Source organism: Alteromonas sp. ABH4_457 (assembly GCF_056160625.1).
In genome coordinates this window covers 87,517-102,464 of record NZ_JBSWXN010000004.1, presented here as the reverse complement: position 1 = coordinate 102,464, position 14,948 = coordinate 87,517, and the positions used below count along the sequence as shown (strand labels likewise).

The window sequence follows — 14,948 nt, the reverse complement described above, 5'->3', positions numbered from 1 at the left end:
GAAGTAACAAAAATATGGCACTTATCGACTGCCCCGAATGCCAGAACCATATCAGCGATGCGGCACCTGCCTGCCCACATTGTGGCTTGCCAAGGAAACATACCTCCTCACGCAGCCTGTTCGGAAAATTTCTTGCTGTGACGTTCATCGTGTTCAACCTGTGCGCATTTTTTGCACTACTGGTAGCAGCAGACTACGGGCTGATAGATATGTCCACCAAAAAAGCCCTGATGGCGCTTACCGCCATCTTTGATGATGCCGTTAACACATTTACTTTTCTGGTATCATGGCTGACGGGCGCTGTACTGCTTGGCATGCTAGTATTATTCACCCGACCCAAGTGACCGCGCAGAAAGTGACTGACGCTCGCCAAAAAAGAAGATAAATGAGTTATGAATTACATTGATATCCTGAAACAGGGAAACACACCACAACTGCGCCAGCTCTCTGAGACAGGAAGGGCCAACATTGAATACACCTTCAAAGGATTCCCCACGCCGCCCCAGTACGCACAGGACATCACCCGTGTTGCAGATTGGGATATCGCCTACCAGAACACACACGACGGCGCACTGGGCTATTTTCTTCCTGTCAGTCCCATAAAAGAAGGGATCGCTCTACTTAAAAATCAAAAAACATGGATGTCGATCACCCCACTGGAAATTGAATCCGCCATGCTGCCGCAGTATGCCGCCAAGGGGAATGTCGTCGTTGCAGGCCTCGGACTCGGCATGATCGCAAATAGCCTGCTGAACAAGCCCTCTGTCAGAAAGCTGACGGTACTGGAGTACGACAAGAAGCTTATCGACAACTATGACCAGTTACTGAAGGGAGACTCCCGACGCCGGTGGCTGGAAGCTTTAGATTCAGGCCGCCTTCAGCTCATAGAGTGCGACTGCACCAAGTCATTTTCGCGTGAACTTCGTCAGAAGATCGGGACAGTAGACTACCTCTGGGCCGACATTTGGCCAGATCTCGGCACCGCAGAAGCACTCACCGACACAAAACACCTCTGCCGACAACTGAATCCGCGTAAAGCTGACTACTGGGGCATGGAACTCGACCTGCTTTCTGAGATGCAAAACCGCAACCTGCCCGTCGAAATTGGCAGTGTCATAAAAGTGTTTGATAAACTCAGCATCCCCTGCTCACCCCTGACAATGCAAAAACAGCAACGCCGCTTTTATGCAGAACTCGTGATCATGGCAGGCGGCCATCTGGTGATGGCATCTATGCTTAAAAAGAAACCGAAGGGCACTCTTTAACCATGTCAATTGAGAACAATAGCAAAAAAGAGAACTCCTCCTTTTTCAGTACTGTACTTCAGGTGGCGCTGGCGCTGACCGGCTTGTATCTGGTAGTGAGCAGCATCGGCTACAGCGTAGCACTGACCAGCTTCTATGATGATGATAACTACCATGTCGCCTTCAACGGCAAACCAAGCGCCGCACTGCCAGAAGGAACACTAACCTCAATCAGCGAACTGCTGCCGACCCGAGAGTCCGGCACCATTGCCGAAGTCTGTGAAGGCTTTACCTCCGAGCGCAGCCATATCACGCTGGGTGAGGCGAACGACGCGCTGGTATGCTGCTGGTCTGGCGACACTAATGTCGTGCCTGTGAAGCAGACTAACGAGCGTACATACTACATGTGTGGCGAATGACCGCAGAGCTACACTGTAAGGAAGACAACAGCCCTGATAATATCTATTTTGAACTTGTCAGCCTTAGCTATGAAGAGGTCGCCGCCCGATACCATGCAAACCAAGGTATTGACCATGATGCACTTCGCAAAGAAAACCGTTTTAAAGCGCAATTCAATAACACGCATTTTGAGTACTGAGGCAAGCTTTTAGATTGACTTAAAGCAAGGTTTTTGTTATATTAACACTGTCACTTCTCTTAGTCAGACATTAGCAGTGACTTGGGGCGGCAAAGTTTTCCTCTCAGTTGACGAGCCGCCCCACCCCCTTCTTCTTTGCGCTATCTGTTCAAATTTTCGACCGATTATAGTCTTTAAAAAAATATGATATAATACGCCCGTTGGCTTTACGAGGTATCTATATCATGAGTAATTCAATCACCAAGCAAGTTCAGCGTTTTCGGCTTATCTGCCAATGTCTGGAAAAATCCCGAGACATCCCCAACGCACAGTATGCGGCCACCAGCGCACGCTTCACCCGCGACTCAAAAGAACAAACAGGCATGTTTCTGTTTTTAGCAAGAGACGGGCAGGTGGGCCTGTGCGCCTGCCTTCAGGAGGACTGGCCTAATAGCCGTGAAGCCGTGGAGTTTGCGGCTGAAAAACTGGATATACCAAACTCCCGCCTGTTCGCATACAGGTTGCACGGCCATGTCTGGGTCGAGGTTTTTATTAAGAAAGCCAATCAGCGAGGGCGGCGGCTGGCAAAAGGCATGGCAGAGCTGGCAGGCTTTTCCACCAACTGAATCTGTTCAGAATTCGGCTTCGCCAACCTCATCCTGAGGCTGCATGGCAGAGCCGATCCCACCCAGTACACAGCAAGTAATCATGCTTGCCACCAGCAGGATAATGCTTCCCGCAGTATCGCTATGACCACCATCGTACCTCTCCACCTGCTGTCACATTTTCATCCAGCCGCTTATCTGATCCCAGCCTCGCAGAAGGCATTAAGGTAATCCAAGTATTTATTAAAACCTTGACCGAGAGAGCCAAAACTACAAGCTAACCCCGTTGCAAAAGTTTATATTTCTCACAAAAACAGAAACGCGCATTATTATAAATATATAATAATAAACAAGTTTTTTCTGGAAACCTTAATTTTATTGTTGACATGAAAAATAAATGGTGCTATTATGTAAAAAGTACCGAAGAGTACGACTTCATATAATTAAAACAAGAGAGGTATAAAAACCATGAAGAAAACATTAATCACACTATCCACCCTTACCGCTTTGGCAGCAGCAGGCTTCGGCATTTACGCTAAGTATATCGACCCTGCGACCACTATCTGGTCTTCCGCTGAGCAACTGGCAACAGAATATGCGAAAGCAAACAAACGCGACGAAGGGTTTTTACTTGCACTCAATATGGCATCAGTTGAGCACGGCATCTCTGATTGCGAACAAGAGCACAAGCAGCACTACAACGCCGTCTATGAAGCCACGGAATCCGAAACACTCTATCCGCTATACAATTATCAGCAAATCAGCCGTATGACAGAAAAAACAGTCATGCATTGCGGTGTTGAGCATTATACGGTTCTGCCTGCTGAATCACTTAAAGTTGTGGCATACGGAGCCATATCATTCTACATGCCACCTGCTGCGGGCTTGCTGGTGGAGGGCGCTAAACGTATTCACGACATCCTGAGCGGGGGGGAAGATCTCACCCCGTGCGAAGTGACTGCCGCCACACTGGCCTCTATCTGCCCTATGACGTTTGCTCACGATCTTACTGAGCAGGTAAGCAGATTCACCAGTGACGAGTAACACCTTCAAGCTGGCTCATTGAGCCAGCTTTTTTCACTTTCATATTGACAATTGGTTTATCATGTGTTATTATACAATCACTGACTGAGAGGATATCGCACATGACACAACAAGACTTAAAACTCCCCATCGTATTTGATCGACTGTCACTGGACGACAACACCGTTAAGATCAGTAGCAGTGAATCCTGCACCTCGTTCTTCAATATCCACAGAGAACCGGTGATAACAGGCGAGGAACTGGAAGCCCTGTACAAAGAGGTCAAGACCACTGGCAAAAAGGCAGGTGTTGAGGTCAAGGTAACGCGAAGAAACGGCTCTACCATTTCACGCATACGCGCACTGAAAGACAAGCTGCCAAAAGCTTACTTTGCCTACAACACAGTGTTTGACAAGCTGGTAGAACAAGCAAAAGAAGTAGTGGAGCATGGCCTGTATTCAGCCTATCGGGACGATCCCCGTTATATCGCCGCCTGTGAGACATACAATCTCGCACTGACAGCAACCAACAGTCACCACCCCATCGGCATGGCGCTCAACATCAAGAGCAATCTTGAAGATACACTGCGCGACATCAACATGAGCATGAAATATCCTGACCGTGATAGCAGACTGATCTCTGTCACTGTCTGATATCAGTAAGGTCGGTAGCGATTAGCATACCGACCTCACCTGCCCCATTGATGCCATTGCCGCAGGACGCGTGACAAAAGCAGGCAAAGTACCTGTACGGGATTTAAAACAACTTACCAATCATCATCCTGTTCAGCCCCTTCAACAAAGGCTTTCAGGCTACTGTTCAATTGCTTGGCGGTACTGATCGCCTGCTCCGGATAATCATTTCCCATGCCTGTCGTTACCACTGACCATCCCTTATTATACTGACCAGAGAAAAAGATTTGGAAATTCGAATAGGTTGTTCTTGCTCTACCATCCTTTATGTCTATACGCATAGAGAACTTACCGGGCATCGGCGCTACCAGTGGGAACGTAAAGTTCATGCCGCCATTGCCTACCAGAACACCTGAGTCTTTATCTGCAAGCTCTATCACCTCTTTAGAATCGACAAATGTCTCGGCGAGCCACAGTCGCGTCTTAGTAAATAAAACATCTTTAGATGGCTCTCCGTCAAACTCAATGACTGACTGATATTGTACTGGGGGTGTGGGAGCGGTGGAAACGCAGCCCTGTAGCAGAGCCATAAAGGCAAACATCGTTATTAGCGAGATTGATTTTCTATTCATATTAACTACATCCTTTTTGTTGTGTTGTTGTATCGTCATCCTGCTTTGTAAATATATCATAAATTATTAAACCTGAAACTTAGATTGCGCTATTTGCTGACATTCACTCAATCTGACGCCATACACCTCAAGCGTCGACGCTGATTCTTGATGTATTATATTCTGATACCTGCTATTCTTTACGCCCTGCATACGTATTATGCAGACGTATTTAAGAGGTATTTATTTTATGATGCAAGAATCAATTTTCGGCGAATTTCAATATTTCATCAAACGCATTAATGCGTTTCGCAAGGGCGCGGCCTTGGCAGGCGGCGAAACGATTGAAGATTTGGAACAACGCTTCCGCGTTCAGGTAGAGAGAGGACTGGCGGTCAGCGAGCCTCACAGTCAGGAAGTTGTTATGGAAGTACTCTTATCCGATCTTCCAGAATCCAAAAAACGCGAGCATATTCTCGAAGTCAGACGCACCGGCAAAACAGATTTTGTTATCAAGAAAAAGCAACAAAATCTGATTACGAACAACGGCAATCTCACGACAGAACAGAAACAAGAGCGGGCACTCGATCTTATTATTGCCGCACTCGAAAAAGTTAACGTGAAGGCCCAGAAAAAGGCGCTGGCAGTAAAAATGTTCATGGCCGACTATGAACTACAGGGTGTGAATTACGACGATCCAAAAGATCTTAAACTACTTATGGTGACCACCCTGCGTATTTCAGGCCACGCTAAAAAAGCGAACCCTGAGTTGCTAGCCAAGGAGTTTAACGACCTGCTGGGAACACTATAAATACTAACAAATCAATCTCAAGTCACCCCTTAAGGTGCCTGTAAGTGTGTGTATGCTCATCAGTGCATCATGTATTCGGTTGAACTCAACGATGCACTTCAATAATATACACACTATTAATTTAAGAGACTTATATATGCGCTTTTTCAAGGTTTCCCATATGGCCGACTGGCCTTATTATGCCGGATTTGTTTTCTTGGCTGTATTAAGCTTTTCGCCATATCTGGCTTACAAAGGATTTGCAGAGGAAGACAACAAATCTCAACCTGTCACTAAATTCCACGATCAGCCGAAAAACCTTTCCGGTGATGATAAATTAGTTCGTCCTGCCGGTGCTTCTGATGCCAGTTAATATGCTTGGCCCTTTGTTTTTTATTTTGCGACCAAAGAGAACTTCTGCCAGCACGAAAAAAGCACTCGATACTTTCATATCACTCACCAAAAGCGCAGATAAGGCAGACTACAACGATCTTTTTCGCATGCTGTCAGGCTATCAGGATCTCCCCCTGAAAAAGCTTGCAAATCTCCGGCAGTGCCACAGCGAAATACTGCTTATCAGCCGTGCATGTCAGTGTGATTGCATGGAAGTGTTTCAGGCTCTTGCCAACAAAAGGCATCGCAAAGCGTTTATCCGGCACCACATCAGGTAGGTATTTACATATAAGTAACTTTGTGTTACTATATAGCTATTCTGACGACTGAGATGAGACCTGATGGAAAATAAACAAAACCTCCCCGCAAACGTACTAACTGACATCCGGAAAGGATTTCAGATCACCGATGAAGATGATGGATATCAGCGTTGCAAAGCGTTATCTGACAAGACCTTCACCTTCCGGACTGATGTGGATGGAGAGACTTTTGAGCAGACCATTGACGTGACCAAGATTGATGCCGAACAAGCCATCAGTGGTTATTATGACTCCATCCCTGCTATGATAGATGAGTTCGGTGAAACCAATACTAATCAGCTCATCGCTGAATGTGAGTTCGAAAACCGCTGTCCTTGTCGTAGCATATGACCAACCCCAATCCTGACTGCCTCGCGTGTGGCAGAAAAACCAACACCTTGTCACAGCATGAGATAAGTCCCTCCGGCTCTGTGATAGGCACCACCTACATAACTACATGCAGGCACACCTCTCCTTTTTGCAAAGAAGGCCAGAAGTTTCTCGGCAGAGGCAAAAGCATTACTGAGGCCAGAGCAGACTATGGCAGAAAATATGATGACGATTATAACGAAATTTTGCCTTAAATAACGCCTTCTGCCCTGCCTGATATTGACACTTGATATATTTTGTGTTATTATAGAATTATCAACTGAGAGGACAACACCATGGATTCAATCACCGCCTTCTGCAAGAAACAGCACGCTGCTGCAATCGCCCGTCAAGACTGGGCTGCTGCTCAGGACTATCAGGATATGGAAGCGTACTGGAAGCGTTTCTTCGCGCAACAGCAGCCTGCATCAGCAGCTTAAGGAGAGTCGTGTGAGTTCACTTATGCAACAAGGCGACATGGGCCTGACAGAAGATCTCTCCGGCATCATCGGACAGGACTTCACCAGTACGGCGGATCTGTCCGTCAGAGAACGTGAAGATAACATTCTGAGCATAAAAGAAACGGTCATTGCCAATCGTGAAAAGCGCAAAGCTGCCATCGACTTTGCCTGCTCCTTCCTAAAGGCTGAGCGAGCAGAAGCTATCCGCACTGTCGCCGAGCACGCTGAGACCGATGCTGTTATCTACCTGAATGACGAACCTCAGCCGCAGGTTGTCCTGCTTAATAACGCACTTGAAAATAGCATGATCGTGTTTGTAAAATCGGTTCTTCCTGAAAATGTTTACAAACAGCTGAAGGAATTTCATAACTACAGTATCGCACCATTTGCGATTTCAGATTAATAACGACGAGTAGGAGCTTCTATGGGGATCGGACTGTACGACAATGAGAAAGGCTGCTATGTTGATGTGCCTGAAATCAAAAGCGGGATCTGGCTGGTGGATAACAACACCGACCAACTCATGATTTTAGCCCGCGATGATGCGCCCACATTTGACACTTACGGCGGCGATGAAGATCGCATTGACGAGTTACACGCCACTATCCGTGAAAATGACCTGAGCGATGACGATCTGACCGACGAAACGTTTCTGGAAGAACAGGACTTGACCTACATCTGGGACAGGCAGCGCCGCTTTGACTCTGCCTCTGGCTACTACGTGGCATAATGCAACAGGCTGCTGATGCGGCCTTATCCTCTATGCAGTTAACGTTTCGCTTCACTGAAGCAGAATTTCTTAAGGCCTGCCTCCACCAGATAGCAACCCAGCGTGGCTCGCTGGTGGACAACATCCTGAGTGTACTGGAAGACTTTTTCGCCAAGCCAGAAGGCCTGACCCTTACGCAATTTGAACTTCGCCATCTCACGCCACACTGGGACACTAAGCAAAGCCTGAGCGAATACATTCACTTTCAAAAACTGACCATCGGCGATATCCGGCTCGACCTGCACAGTACGCCCGATACCGACTTAGCCGTCAGTCGCGTATTATTGCCAGACTTTCTGCACACCGACAATGATGAATATACGAATTTCCGTGTAAAGGAATTCGGACTCAAAACCAAGTCCCGCACGCAGGTTGAACTCTTCAGCCTTCATCTGACCAATGAATTACTCAGCAAAATCTTCTGGGCGCTTAAAGACACTGACATCGCTTTAGAGCCATCCAAACTTGGCACGTATGAATGGCGACAAACGTTCTATCACAAGATCACAGGCCAAAGTTACTTTTGCGAATGCTTCCGAGAGGCAATCACGAAAAAAGGTGACGAGAGGCTGCTTCGTGATTCACCACACCTGACACAAGCACTCGAAATGCAATGGTTTAAGCGCGATATTTGCCACCTATGCACGCACACGCCATCCGATCTCTTCTTTTGCTCGCCGATGTACGGCTCTGAATTTAAAGTCCGCTACGGGTCGTACATTCGCAAATTTGAAATCGAACAGGAATGCAGTGAAAGGGATGCAGAAAATCTGGCAAGAGAAGCAGCAGGGATCGCGAAAATTGGCGAGAAGTGGATTAACGAAACACTGCTTTTTAACTTTATCACTTTACTGTTTGCCGACTACCAAGTACTACGTGAAGCCTCACCACCTTGGCTTAACAAACAACGCTATGACATTTATGTTCCCGAACTCAAGCTGGCCGTGGAGTACCATGGCATCCAGCACTTCAAAGCCGTGCCATTGTTCGGGGGTGAGGAAGGCCTTAAAAAAACCCAAGCCCGCGATAAGGAAAAACTGGCAAAAAGCAAAGCCAATGGCATCACAGTAGTCGAATTTACCTGCGACGACAACCTCAGCGAGACGCTCATCAAAAAGCGACTGAAGCCATTTCTAAAACCTTAAAGCGTATAGCCACCACCCGCTGGCTTTGCACTCAGGTATTTTCTGTCGAACAGAAAAGACTGACTAACACGCTTAATATCAGTCTCTGACACACCACACTCTCTGTACAAATCACGCCAGTGCTTCACAACAGTTTGAAGCTGTCGTATCTCATCCTGAGCCTGCTCTTTGGTCAGGCCGTGGTATGGCGCAGCACTGACCAGATTATCCAGCGTACCCGCTCTGCCTGATTTACCAATAACCAGTGAGTGAATGCCGATATTCGTCAACTGAGGAACAATATCAAAAGCTGGCGATAACCGATAATATTGCGATTCCTCACACTTCATCAGTCCGTGATTTTTGGCATGATCGTCCGTATTGCCGACCAGCACATTATAGGCACAACGCCTGAACAGAGCCTTCCGGTCAACCTCAGGCTCTTTCGAAATAGACTGTATAAGCCCGCTCAGATGAGTATAACTATAAGGTGACGTGACACTATGATCATCAGGATTAACCTTCATCGGCAAGAGTGAGTTTACACTAAGGTAATGTCGGCAGTGCCCCTGTGCATTTCTGTCGAACCGCTTTACCATTATGACATTCTTGCCCTCGACGCTCAGCAACTTAGTTTCTGGCACCACAATACCAGCCTTTCTCGCCATTCGCATGGTAGCATGCTCAATAACTGCCTGATCTATCTCATCATCTGCGCGATTAAACTTTGCAAGATAAAGCTCTCCATCAATCACGATGGTTGCCTTGGGTCGCGCCCCGCCCAGAGAACTACCGTCCAACAACATCTCTCTGAATGCCTGCGGCAATTCTTCAGCCTCACCCAATACCGAATCCACCGCACTCAGCAGTCCCGACAAGTCAGACACCTGATTATGCGGCAACATCAAAGGTTTTGAATCTGGCTCGTGAGTAAAGCGAAGCGCACCCACACCACCACCGTTACCTGCCAACAGAAAGCCCAACGGCGTGGATGGCGAATCTTCATAATACGCCATTAATACCTTTCGCCCCCAGCTGTCAGGCCCAGCATCCAGAAATACGCCAAATACACCACCATTCAGCCTAGTCTTGGGACATTCAAAAATCTTTTCCTTAAGAGGTAAATTAATGGGATCGAGAGGAAATGCGTCTGGCCGCGATAAATAACTTTTACCATACACGAACGTACCTTTCTTCTCATGGATATCTATTCTTCCCGCCAGAACATATTCACCATTAAGCTGTACGTGAACATAAGCCTGATTTTCATTCTTAGAAGTCATTATCTATCACCTTTTTATTTCTGATCCGCTGAGGAAGATCAGCCTCCGCAATGGCGTTACCAAAAGCGTCCTTCTCAGGCGCAGCTAAATCACCCACGTCATTTAACATACCCAGCACTTTCAGTACCATAAGATAGGAACCGATAGACGGGGTGAGTGCCCCTTTCTCAATAGCAATCAATGTTGGCTTGCTGATATGACACCGCTTGGCAAAGTCGATCTGAGTTTCCTTTCTGCGCTTCCTCGCAATCCGAATATCACTGCCCAGCTTTTCCGCTACTGCCTGAATATCCATGCCAGCAAACTCTATTGATGCACTTTTCATATACGTACCTTCCTTATCCTGAATCAAGTATACCCCTTAAATAATATATTGTCAATCAAAGTCAAATGCATTTTACCTAAAGTGACATTTGGTGAGATGTATTTTACCTTTTACACCAAAATTCACATTGACTTATTATTTAATTGTGTTATTATATAGTCCTGACTAAGAGAGGTATCCTCTGTGATAAACAACCCCCTTGCACGACACGCTGAAAAACTGGCTGAAATCAGACGAATGATTGCGTATATTCAGCAGGAACTCCTTCCTCGTGAGAGCGACGAAGTTAAGCAGATTGAGTACAAGAAAGTTCTGACAAAGTATCATCAGGAAGCCTATGAGATTGAGCAGATGCTCTCTCATCACAGTGACAAGCGCGAAGTTGCTTAAGGAGCAAACCATGAACATTACCGATTCTTACGTTGAACGCCGCACCGCACAACTTGCCAAGCGCATTGCTGATGCCTACGCCACGCTGGGGCGGAAGGATGGTGAGCAAACCGCTACCTTGTTTACCCAACGCATAAAAGAAAAGGACTACAAGTCCTACGGCGATACCGCCCTGCACGCACTTCATGCCGCCAAACGACTGGCAGCGTACTACATCAGGCATGCCATTCAGTTCAATCCTGCCCGTCAGGCGCGGATAGAAGAAGTGCGTAAGCAGTATGCTGAAAAATGCAAAGCTGAACTTGAAAAAGCGCCGTGGCTAAGTTTCTTCAGCTTTGAAGCTGCCCACGCCAAGCAACTTCGAATCAACTTTAGCTCTCCGCGCAACGCCGCACTATTGAGACTGACACCTACCAGCGATGTGCATGAGGCTGCATGTCTCGCTTAAGATTCTGGCAGGGTGAAAAAATCACCCAGATGACAGGCAACAATATATTTGTTTACGGTGCCAACCCCGAGTTCCGAAATGGCAGGGGCGCGGCACTGGATGCCAGAAAGTTTGGCGCAAAACCTTTCGGTGGCGGGCGCGGCATCGTGGGCAACACCTATGGCCTTGTCACCAAAAACCTCAGGCGCAATTACACTGAACAAGCTACAGGCATTCACTATACCAAGACAGGCAATCGCAGCCTGTCCAAAGCGCAGATCAGAGACAACATTATTGAACTGTACGCCTGCGCCGTTCAACATCCTGAAAAAGTCTTTTTTATCGCTTATAATGCCCATAGTAAAAACCTGAACGGCTACTCACCAAAAGAAATGTGGGAGATGTTTACGGCTGATATCGACGTTCCTTCTAACATCCGATTCCACAATAGTTTTCGGGAATTCTTCTAAAAATGAGTTTACAATAGATATCATTTGTGTTACTATAAGCTCACTGACTAAGAGAGGAAGAATCATGGCTCAACCTACTGGCAAAAGCGCCGTTAATCGTGTCGTTCGCACGCCGATTTTCAGAAAGCGCATCGAGCGTGATCGCACCAAGTTCTATCGCAAGGACAAGCATAAGGCGCAGGGCTTTTAAGCCCGCCCTGCTTGCGAATCCCCCATCCCTGACAACAAAAGGAAAGCTGAGAGAATGAAAGTACAAGGCACGAGCAAAATGGTGTGCGTAAAGCTGGACACCAAAAGCGAAGCAGATAAAATTCAATCTGCCTTCACCTGTGCAACCCTCCCCGACAGAGCCGATGAATTCTATCTGGACACCTCCGACATCGACATAGACGACCCCGAGAATGCCGCGCTTGTTGAGAGCGTATTCGGCAATGAAGTGTGGGAAGATATTGCTGATTCAGTTGTACTGTTTCACAGTTAAGATATTAACTATCATGACGCAGCATTGCTGCGTCAACACAACATCCTACTGTTGTCAATTGCACACAATAACTGTCATAATCGGCGCGATGACTAACGTATTCACCTTCTCCCAGTTCATTGCAGACAAAGACACTCTCGGCTTGCCAGAGGGTGAGTGGCTGCACGAACCTGACTTCTGCCGCTGGCGTTGCCCTATATCCGGTATGGAATGCGTCATTGTCCGAAACGGTGATTTTTTCACGCTTAATGGCTATGTCGGCATCCCTGACAGCCATCCTCTGCATGGCAGCGATCAGAGCACCGGACTATTCAGTGAGTACCTCCCCCATGGCGGACTCAGCGCCTACCACGGCGTGACTTACTCAGGCAATAGTGTCCCGCTCACAGAGCCTTATCATTTTGAACCCGAGTCTTCATGGTTTTTCGGCTTTGACACACTCCACTATCGTGACATGATCCCCAAACTGGAGACCAGCAACTTCCCTCCTGCATTTCGCGAACTCAGCGCCAAACTCAATCAAGGAAAAACGTACAAAAACTTGGATTTTGTGCGCGGATATACAACCAGACTTGCCATACAATTGCAGCAGGCCAACGTGAAAATTGAGGACTTTAAAGATCTGATCAACTCACTTAACTTCCAGAAAGAAGAAAGCTGAACCTGCACTCAACACTGACAATAAAAACACAAACAAGTTGACAATATCAGCATTCCGTGTTAATATAAAATCTCTTTCACCACAGGAGTTATACATGAGTTTGAAATTCAGTGTCAAACTGGGATTTATACCTGAAGAGCAGGAACAGAAAGTCATTACACTGTTGCAGAATGTCGCTGAAGGTATTGATAATACCTATTCTTCATCCCGATCTCGCATCAGTGAACGCAGCGCCACGCTGACTAATTGCTCACAAGCATTGTCCGGTGTGTCTTTGCATACTCAAAAGCCAGCTGAGCCAGATGACACTTACAAATGCATCAGCACCATTTTCATTGACAGTCAGAAAGCCTTTAACAAAGGCTTACTGAAAGATCCCTTCGCCATTCAACAACCTGACTTTCTGGACAGCGAAGAAGGTAAGGCCTTTCTGGAAGCACTGGCGCAGCATATCAACCTGCCAGCAGAGAAGCTGCTTAACCCCAGCATCTCCAAGCTCTGCACTCTGAACTTCAGTCTGGACTTGTCAGACTACACCGAAGAGTTGCACAACAGCCTGAACACTCTGCTGCAACTGACCGACCTGACCCCCCGACCCGCGCAGGCTGGGGCGAAACGTTTCGTCGCATAATGAGCACCACAGACACTAAAATGACCTTGGCGCAAGCCAAGGTCATTATCAACGAAGGTGTTTTGCGTGCCAGTGAACCGGAACAACTGGCCGCCATTATGAATGCGTCAGTACCTAACGCGGCAGCGTTCACTGCCGGTGGCGAATTACATGTTGTTAAGACGCAGGAGGTGTTTGAATACGCCAAATCCCAAGGGGCTGCATTTCACCTTTTAAAAGGCCGGACGTGGTACACGCTGAAGCTCAGCAACACCCGAGGAGACATCAACCTCAGTAAACTTTGCGCCACACCATTTTTGACACCAAAAGATGGCGCTATTGCGCTGTATGCTTATCAAATCCATAACACCATGCCAACCACCCGCATCTCAGTATATTGAGCAAACACCTTGCGATAATCACTCAATATGCAACAATCTTTCTCAACCAAGATAAGGATATCAACCAAAATGAAAAGCTACGTCATACTTTTACTTACTCTACTCTCATGCTTCTCTTATGCAGCAAGCATGACGAAAGCGGAATACAAACATGCAGTCAAAGAACAGCGAAGCAATTATCCGATTGATCAAGGGAATGGCACTTCACTTACTGACTCTTACATGGAAGGTGATACAAACATCATCATCACTCAACTTTATAATTTAGAGAAATCCGACATACAGCAGTCTGATATCGATCAAATGAAAACCCGCCTGACTGATTTCCTAGCCCCAACCTACTGCGGGGTCACAGGTATTGAATCACAAATCAGAAAAGCAGGCGTAGATATTGAGTATCGCTTTGTTGATAAAAACAAAGAGCAAGTGTGGGCCTACACCGCTTCAGAACGCGCATGTCAAAGCATACATTCTCAATCAGAAATTAAAAATCTTCAGGCTGGCGTAGAAAAAGCCTCTTCTCAAATTGAGAAACTAGTCAAATTTGGAAAAGGCAGAGTCACTATATGCAACCTCAGAAACAATTCCAAAACCGTGAAAGTCGGGTTCGCTAACGAACTCGAACAGCCATACATCTTTGTGAGTGCCATAGGGGAGCATGCTGTAAATATTGTTCATATATATCTAACAAGAAATGATATCCACTCACTCCTTAACATTACCAATAAAGCAATCAATGACAGTTCAAACCTCAAAGATATCGAGAAAGTTGAGCTGGCAAGATTCTCCTCAAAAGGTGGCTCTATGCACTTTGTCTCCCAATTCGGCGAGATACGTACTTTCTTCAGCGCCGACGACAGTGTAGATAGCGTCCTAAGCAAACCCGATTTAACGCAGATGAATTTTTGCCTTAATGAAGGGGAGAAATTCTTAGAAATAAATTAAAACAAACTTGACTTATTTGTCAAAATGTGTTATTATAGACCTACTGACTGAGAGAGGT

The 14,948-nt window shown here is 46.7% G+C and carries 28 protein-coding genes; 24 read left to right on the top strand and 4 right to left on the bottom strand.

Annotated features, from left to right (window positions below; all coding sequences use genetic code 11):
- Positions 1-14 precede the first annotated feature (14 nt).
- The 5 genes from ACXAGR_RS10160 to ACXAGR_RS10140 all read left to right on the top strand — a co-directional run bounded on the left by ACXAGR_RS10160 (position 15) and on the right by ACXAGR_RS10140 (position 2,447).
- Complete coding sequence (locus ACXAGR_RS10160) at positions 15-344, top strand: zinc ribbon domain-containing protein (RefSeq protein WP_474849845.1); 330 nt, start codon at positions 15-17, stop codon at positions 342-344.
- Between the two features lie 48 nt (positions 345-392).
- Complete coding sequence (locus ACXAGR_RS10155; RefSeq protein ID WP_474849843.1) at positions 393-1,265, top strand: hypothetical protein; 873 nt, start codon at positions 393-395, stop codon at positions 1,263-1,265.
- Positions 1,266-1,267: 2 nt separating this feature from the next.
- A complete protein-coding gene (locus ACXAGR_RS10150; protein WP_474849841.1) occupies positions 1,268-1,663 on the top strand; it encodes a hypothetical protein in 396 nt (131 codons plus the stop codon).
- Positions 1,660-1,842, top strand: a complete 183-nt coding sequence (locus ACXAGR_RS10145; protein ID WP_474849839.1) for a hypothetical protein — start codon at positions 1,660-1,662, stop codon at positions 1,840-1,842. Before ACXAGR_RS10150 ends, ACXAGR_RS10145 begins: the two co-directional genes overlap by 4 nt.
- A gap of 224 nt (positions 1,843-2,066) precedes the next feature.
- On the top strand, positions 2,067-2,447 hold the full coding sequence (locus tag ACXAGR_RS10140) for a hypothetical protein (RefSeq protein WP_474849837.1): 381 nt from the start codon (positions 2,067-2,069) through the stop codon (positions 2,445-2,447).
- Between the two features lie 6 nt (positions 2,448-2,453).
- On the opposite strand, the gene ACXAGR_RS10135 is transcribed toward ACXAGR_RS10140, so the two are convergent.
- A complete protein-coding gene (locus ACXAGR_RS10135) occupies positions 2,454-2,594 on the bottom strand; it encodes a hypothetical protein (RefSeq protein ID WP_474849835.1) in 141 nt (46 codons plus the stop codon).
- Between the two features lie 300 nt (positions 2,595-2,894).
- Here ACXAGR_RS10135 and ACXAGR_RS10130 point away from each other — a divergent pair, with 300 nt between their 5' ends.
- Both ACXAGR_RS10130 and ACXAGR_RS10125 read left to right on the top strand, forming a co-directional pair.
- Positions 2,895-3,470 (top strand): hypothetical protein, encoded by a 576-nt coding sequence (locus ACXAGR_RS10130; protein ID WP_474849833.1) that lies wholly within the window; start codon positions 2,895-2,897, stop codon positions 3,468-3,470.
- A gap of 101 nt (positions 3,471-3,571) precedes the next feature.
- Positions 3,572-4,102 (top strand): hypothetical protein, encoded by a 531-nt coding sequence (locus ACXAGR_RS10125; protein WP_474849831.1) that lies wholly within the window; start codon positions 3,572-3,574, stop codon positions 4,100-4,102.
- A 113-nt stretch (positions 4,103-4,215) separates the two neighbouring features.
- On the opposite strand, the gene ACXAGR_RS10120 is transcribed toward ACXAGR_RS10125, so the two are convergent.
- Positions 4,216-4,713, bottom strand: coding sequence for a DUF4468 domain-containing protein (locus ACXAGR_RS10120; RefSeq protein ID WP_474849829.1), 498 nt, complete (start codon positions 4,711-4,713; stop codon positions 4,216-4,218).
- Positions 4,714-4,942: 229 nt separating this feature from the next.
- On the opposite strand from ACXAGR_RS10120, the gene ACXAGR_RS10115 reads away from it, so the two are divergent.
- The 8 genes from ACXAGR_RS10115 to ACXAGR_RS10080 all read left to right on the top strand — a co-directional run bounded on the left by ACXAGR_RS10115 (position 4,943) and on the right by ACXAGR_RS10080 (position 8,918).
- Entirely contained in the window at positions 4,943-5,503 is a 561-nt protein-coding gene (locus tag ACXAGR_RS10115; protein ID WP_474849827.1) for a hypothetical protein, read from the top strand.
- A 160-nt stretch (positions 5,504-5,663) separates the two neighbouring features.
- The gene (locus ACXAGR_RS10110) at positions 5,664-5,855 is read left to right on the top strand and encodes a hypothetical protein (RefSeq protein ID WP_474849825.1); all 192 of its coding nucleotides are present in this window, start codon (positions 5,664-5,666) and stop codon (positions 5,853-5,855) included.
- A complete protein-coding gene (locus tag ACXAGR_RS10105) occupies positions 5,845-6,153 on the top strand; it encodes a hypothetical protein (RefSeq protein WP_474849823.1) in 309 nt (102 codons plus the stop codon). Before ACXAGR_RS10110 ends, ACXAGR_RS10105 begins: the two co-directional genes overlap by 11 nt.
- A 63-nt stretch (positions 6,154-6,216) precedes the next feature.
- Positions 6,217-6,525 carry a hypothetical protein gene (locus ACXAGR_RS10100; RefSeq protein ID WP_474849821.1) on the top strand — a complete coding sequence of 103 codons (309 nt, stop codon included), beginning with the start codon at positions 6,217-6,219 and terminating at the stop codon, positions 6,523-6,525.
- Positions 6,526-6,839: 314 nt separating this feature from the next.
- Positions 6,840-6,983 carry a hypothetical protein gene (locus ACXAGR_RS10095; protein ID WP_474849819.1) on the top strand — a complete coding sequence of 48 codons (144 nt, stop codon included), beginning with the start codon at positions 6,840-6,842 and terminating at the stop codon, positions 6,981-6,983.
- A gap of 10 nt (positions 6,984-6,993) precedes the next feature.
- The gene (locus tag ACXAGR_RS10090; protein ID WP_474849817.1) at positions 6,994-7,407 is read left to right on the top strand and encodes a hypothetical protein; all 414 of its coding nucleotides are present in this window, start codon (positions 6,994-6,996) and stop codon (positions 7,405-7,407) included.
- A 21-nt stretch (positions 7,408-7,428) separates the two neighbouring features.
- Positions 7,429-7,734 carry a hypothetical protein gene (locus ACXAGR_RS10085; RefSeq protein WP_474849815.1) on the top strand — a complete coding sequence of 102 codons (306 nt, stop codon included), beginning with the start codon at positions 7,429-7,431 and terminating at the stop codon, positions 7,732-7,734.
- Positions 7,734-8,918, top strand: a complete 1,185-nt coding sequence (locus ACXAGR_RS10080; protein ID WP_474849813.1) for a PDDEXK family nuclease — start codon at positions 7,734-7,736, stop codon at positions 8,916-8,918. The genes ACXAGR_RS10085 and ACXAGR_RS10080 overlap by 1 nt, the downstream gene beginning before the upstream one ends.
- Here ACXAGR_RS10080 and ACXAGR_RS10075 read toward each other — a convergent pair.
- Complete coding sequence (locus tag ACXAGR_RS10075) at positions 8,915-10,180, bottom strand: type II toxin-antitoxin system HipA family toxin (RefSeq protein WP_474849811.1); 1,266 nt, start codon at positions 10,178-10,180, stop codon at positions 8,915-8,917. The genes ACXAGR_RS10080 and ACXAGR_RS10075 overlap by 4 nt on opposite strands.
- Positions 10,170-10,505 (bottom strand): helix-turn-helix domain-containing protein, encoded by a 336-nt coding sequence (locus tag ACXAGR_RS10070; protein ID WP_474849809.1) that lies wholly within the window; start codon positions 10,503-10,505, stop codon positions 10,170-10,172. The genes ACXAGR_RS10075 and ACXAGR_RS10070 overlap by 11 nt, the downstream gene beginning before the upstream one ends.
- Before the next feature lie 183 nt (positions 10,506-10,688).
- Between ACXAGR_RS10070 and ACXAGR_RS10065 the strand changes: the two genes are divergently transcribed.
- From ACXAGR_RS10065 to ACXAGR_RS10025, 9 genes are all read left to right on the top strand, one after another.
- Positions 10,689-10,895, top strand: a complete 207-nt coding sequence (locus ACXAGR_RS10065; protein WP_474849807.1) for a hypothetical protein — start codon at positions 10,689-10,691, stop codon at positions 10,893-10,895.
- A 10-nt stretch (positions 10,896-10,905) separates the two neighbouring features.
- The gene (locus tag ACXAGR_RS10060) at positions 10,906-11,343 is read left to right on the top strand and encodes a hypothetical protein (RefSeq protein WP_474849805.1); all 438 of its coding nucleotides are present in this window, start codon (positions 10,906-10,908) and stop codon (positions 11,341-11,343) included.
- Positions 11,331-11,792, top strand: a complete 462-nt coding sequence (locus ACXAGR_RS10055) for an A1S_2505 family phage non-structural protein (RefSeq protein ID WP_474849803.1) — start codon at positions 11,331-11,333, stop codon at positions 11,790-11,792. Before ACXAGR_RS10060 ends, ACXAGR_RS10055 begins: the two co-directional genes overlap by 13 nt.
- 64 nt (positions 11,793-11,856) lie before the next feature.
- Positions 11,857-11,982 (top strand): hypothetical protein, encoded by a 126-nt coding sequence (locus ACXAGR_RS10050; protein ID WP_474849801.1) that lies wholly within the window; start codon positions 11,857-11,859, stop codon positions 11,980-11,982.
- A 54-nt stretch (positions 11,983-12,036) separates the two neighbouring features.
- Positions 12,037-12,273, top strand: coding sequence for a hypothetical protein (locus ACXAGR_RS10045; RefSeq protein ID WP_474849799.1), 237 nt, complete (start codon positions 12,037-12,039; stop codon positions 12,271-12,273).
- A gap of 88 nt (positions 12,274-12,361) precedes the next feature.
- Entirely contained in the window at positions 12,362-12,934 is a 573-nt protein-coding gene (locus ACXAGR_RS10040) for a hypothetical protein (RefSeq protein WP_474849797.1), read from the top strand.
- A gap of 94 nt (positions 12,935-13,028) precedes the next feature.
- Positions 13,029-13,565, top strand: a complete 537-nt coding sequence (locus tag ACXAGR_RS10035; protein ID WP_474849795.1) for a hypothetical protein — start codon at positions 13,029-13,031, stop codon at positions 13,563-13,565.
- A gap of 20 nt (positions 13,566-13,585) precedes the next feature.
- On the top strand, positions 13,586-13,945 hold the full coding sequence (locus tag ACXAGR_RS10030) for a hypothetical protein (protein WP_474849793.1): 360 nt from the start codon (positions 13,586-13,588) through the stop codon (positions 13,943-13,945).
- A gap of 129 nt (positions 13,946-14,074) precedes the next feature.
- Entirely contained in the window at positions 14,075-14,890 is an 816-nt protein-coding gene (locus tag ACXAGR_RS10025; protein ID WP_474849791.1) for a hypothetical protein, read from the top strand.
- Positions 14,891-14,948 lie beyond the last annotated feature (58 nt).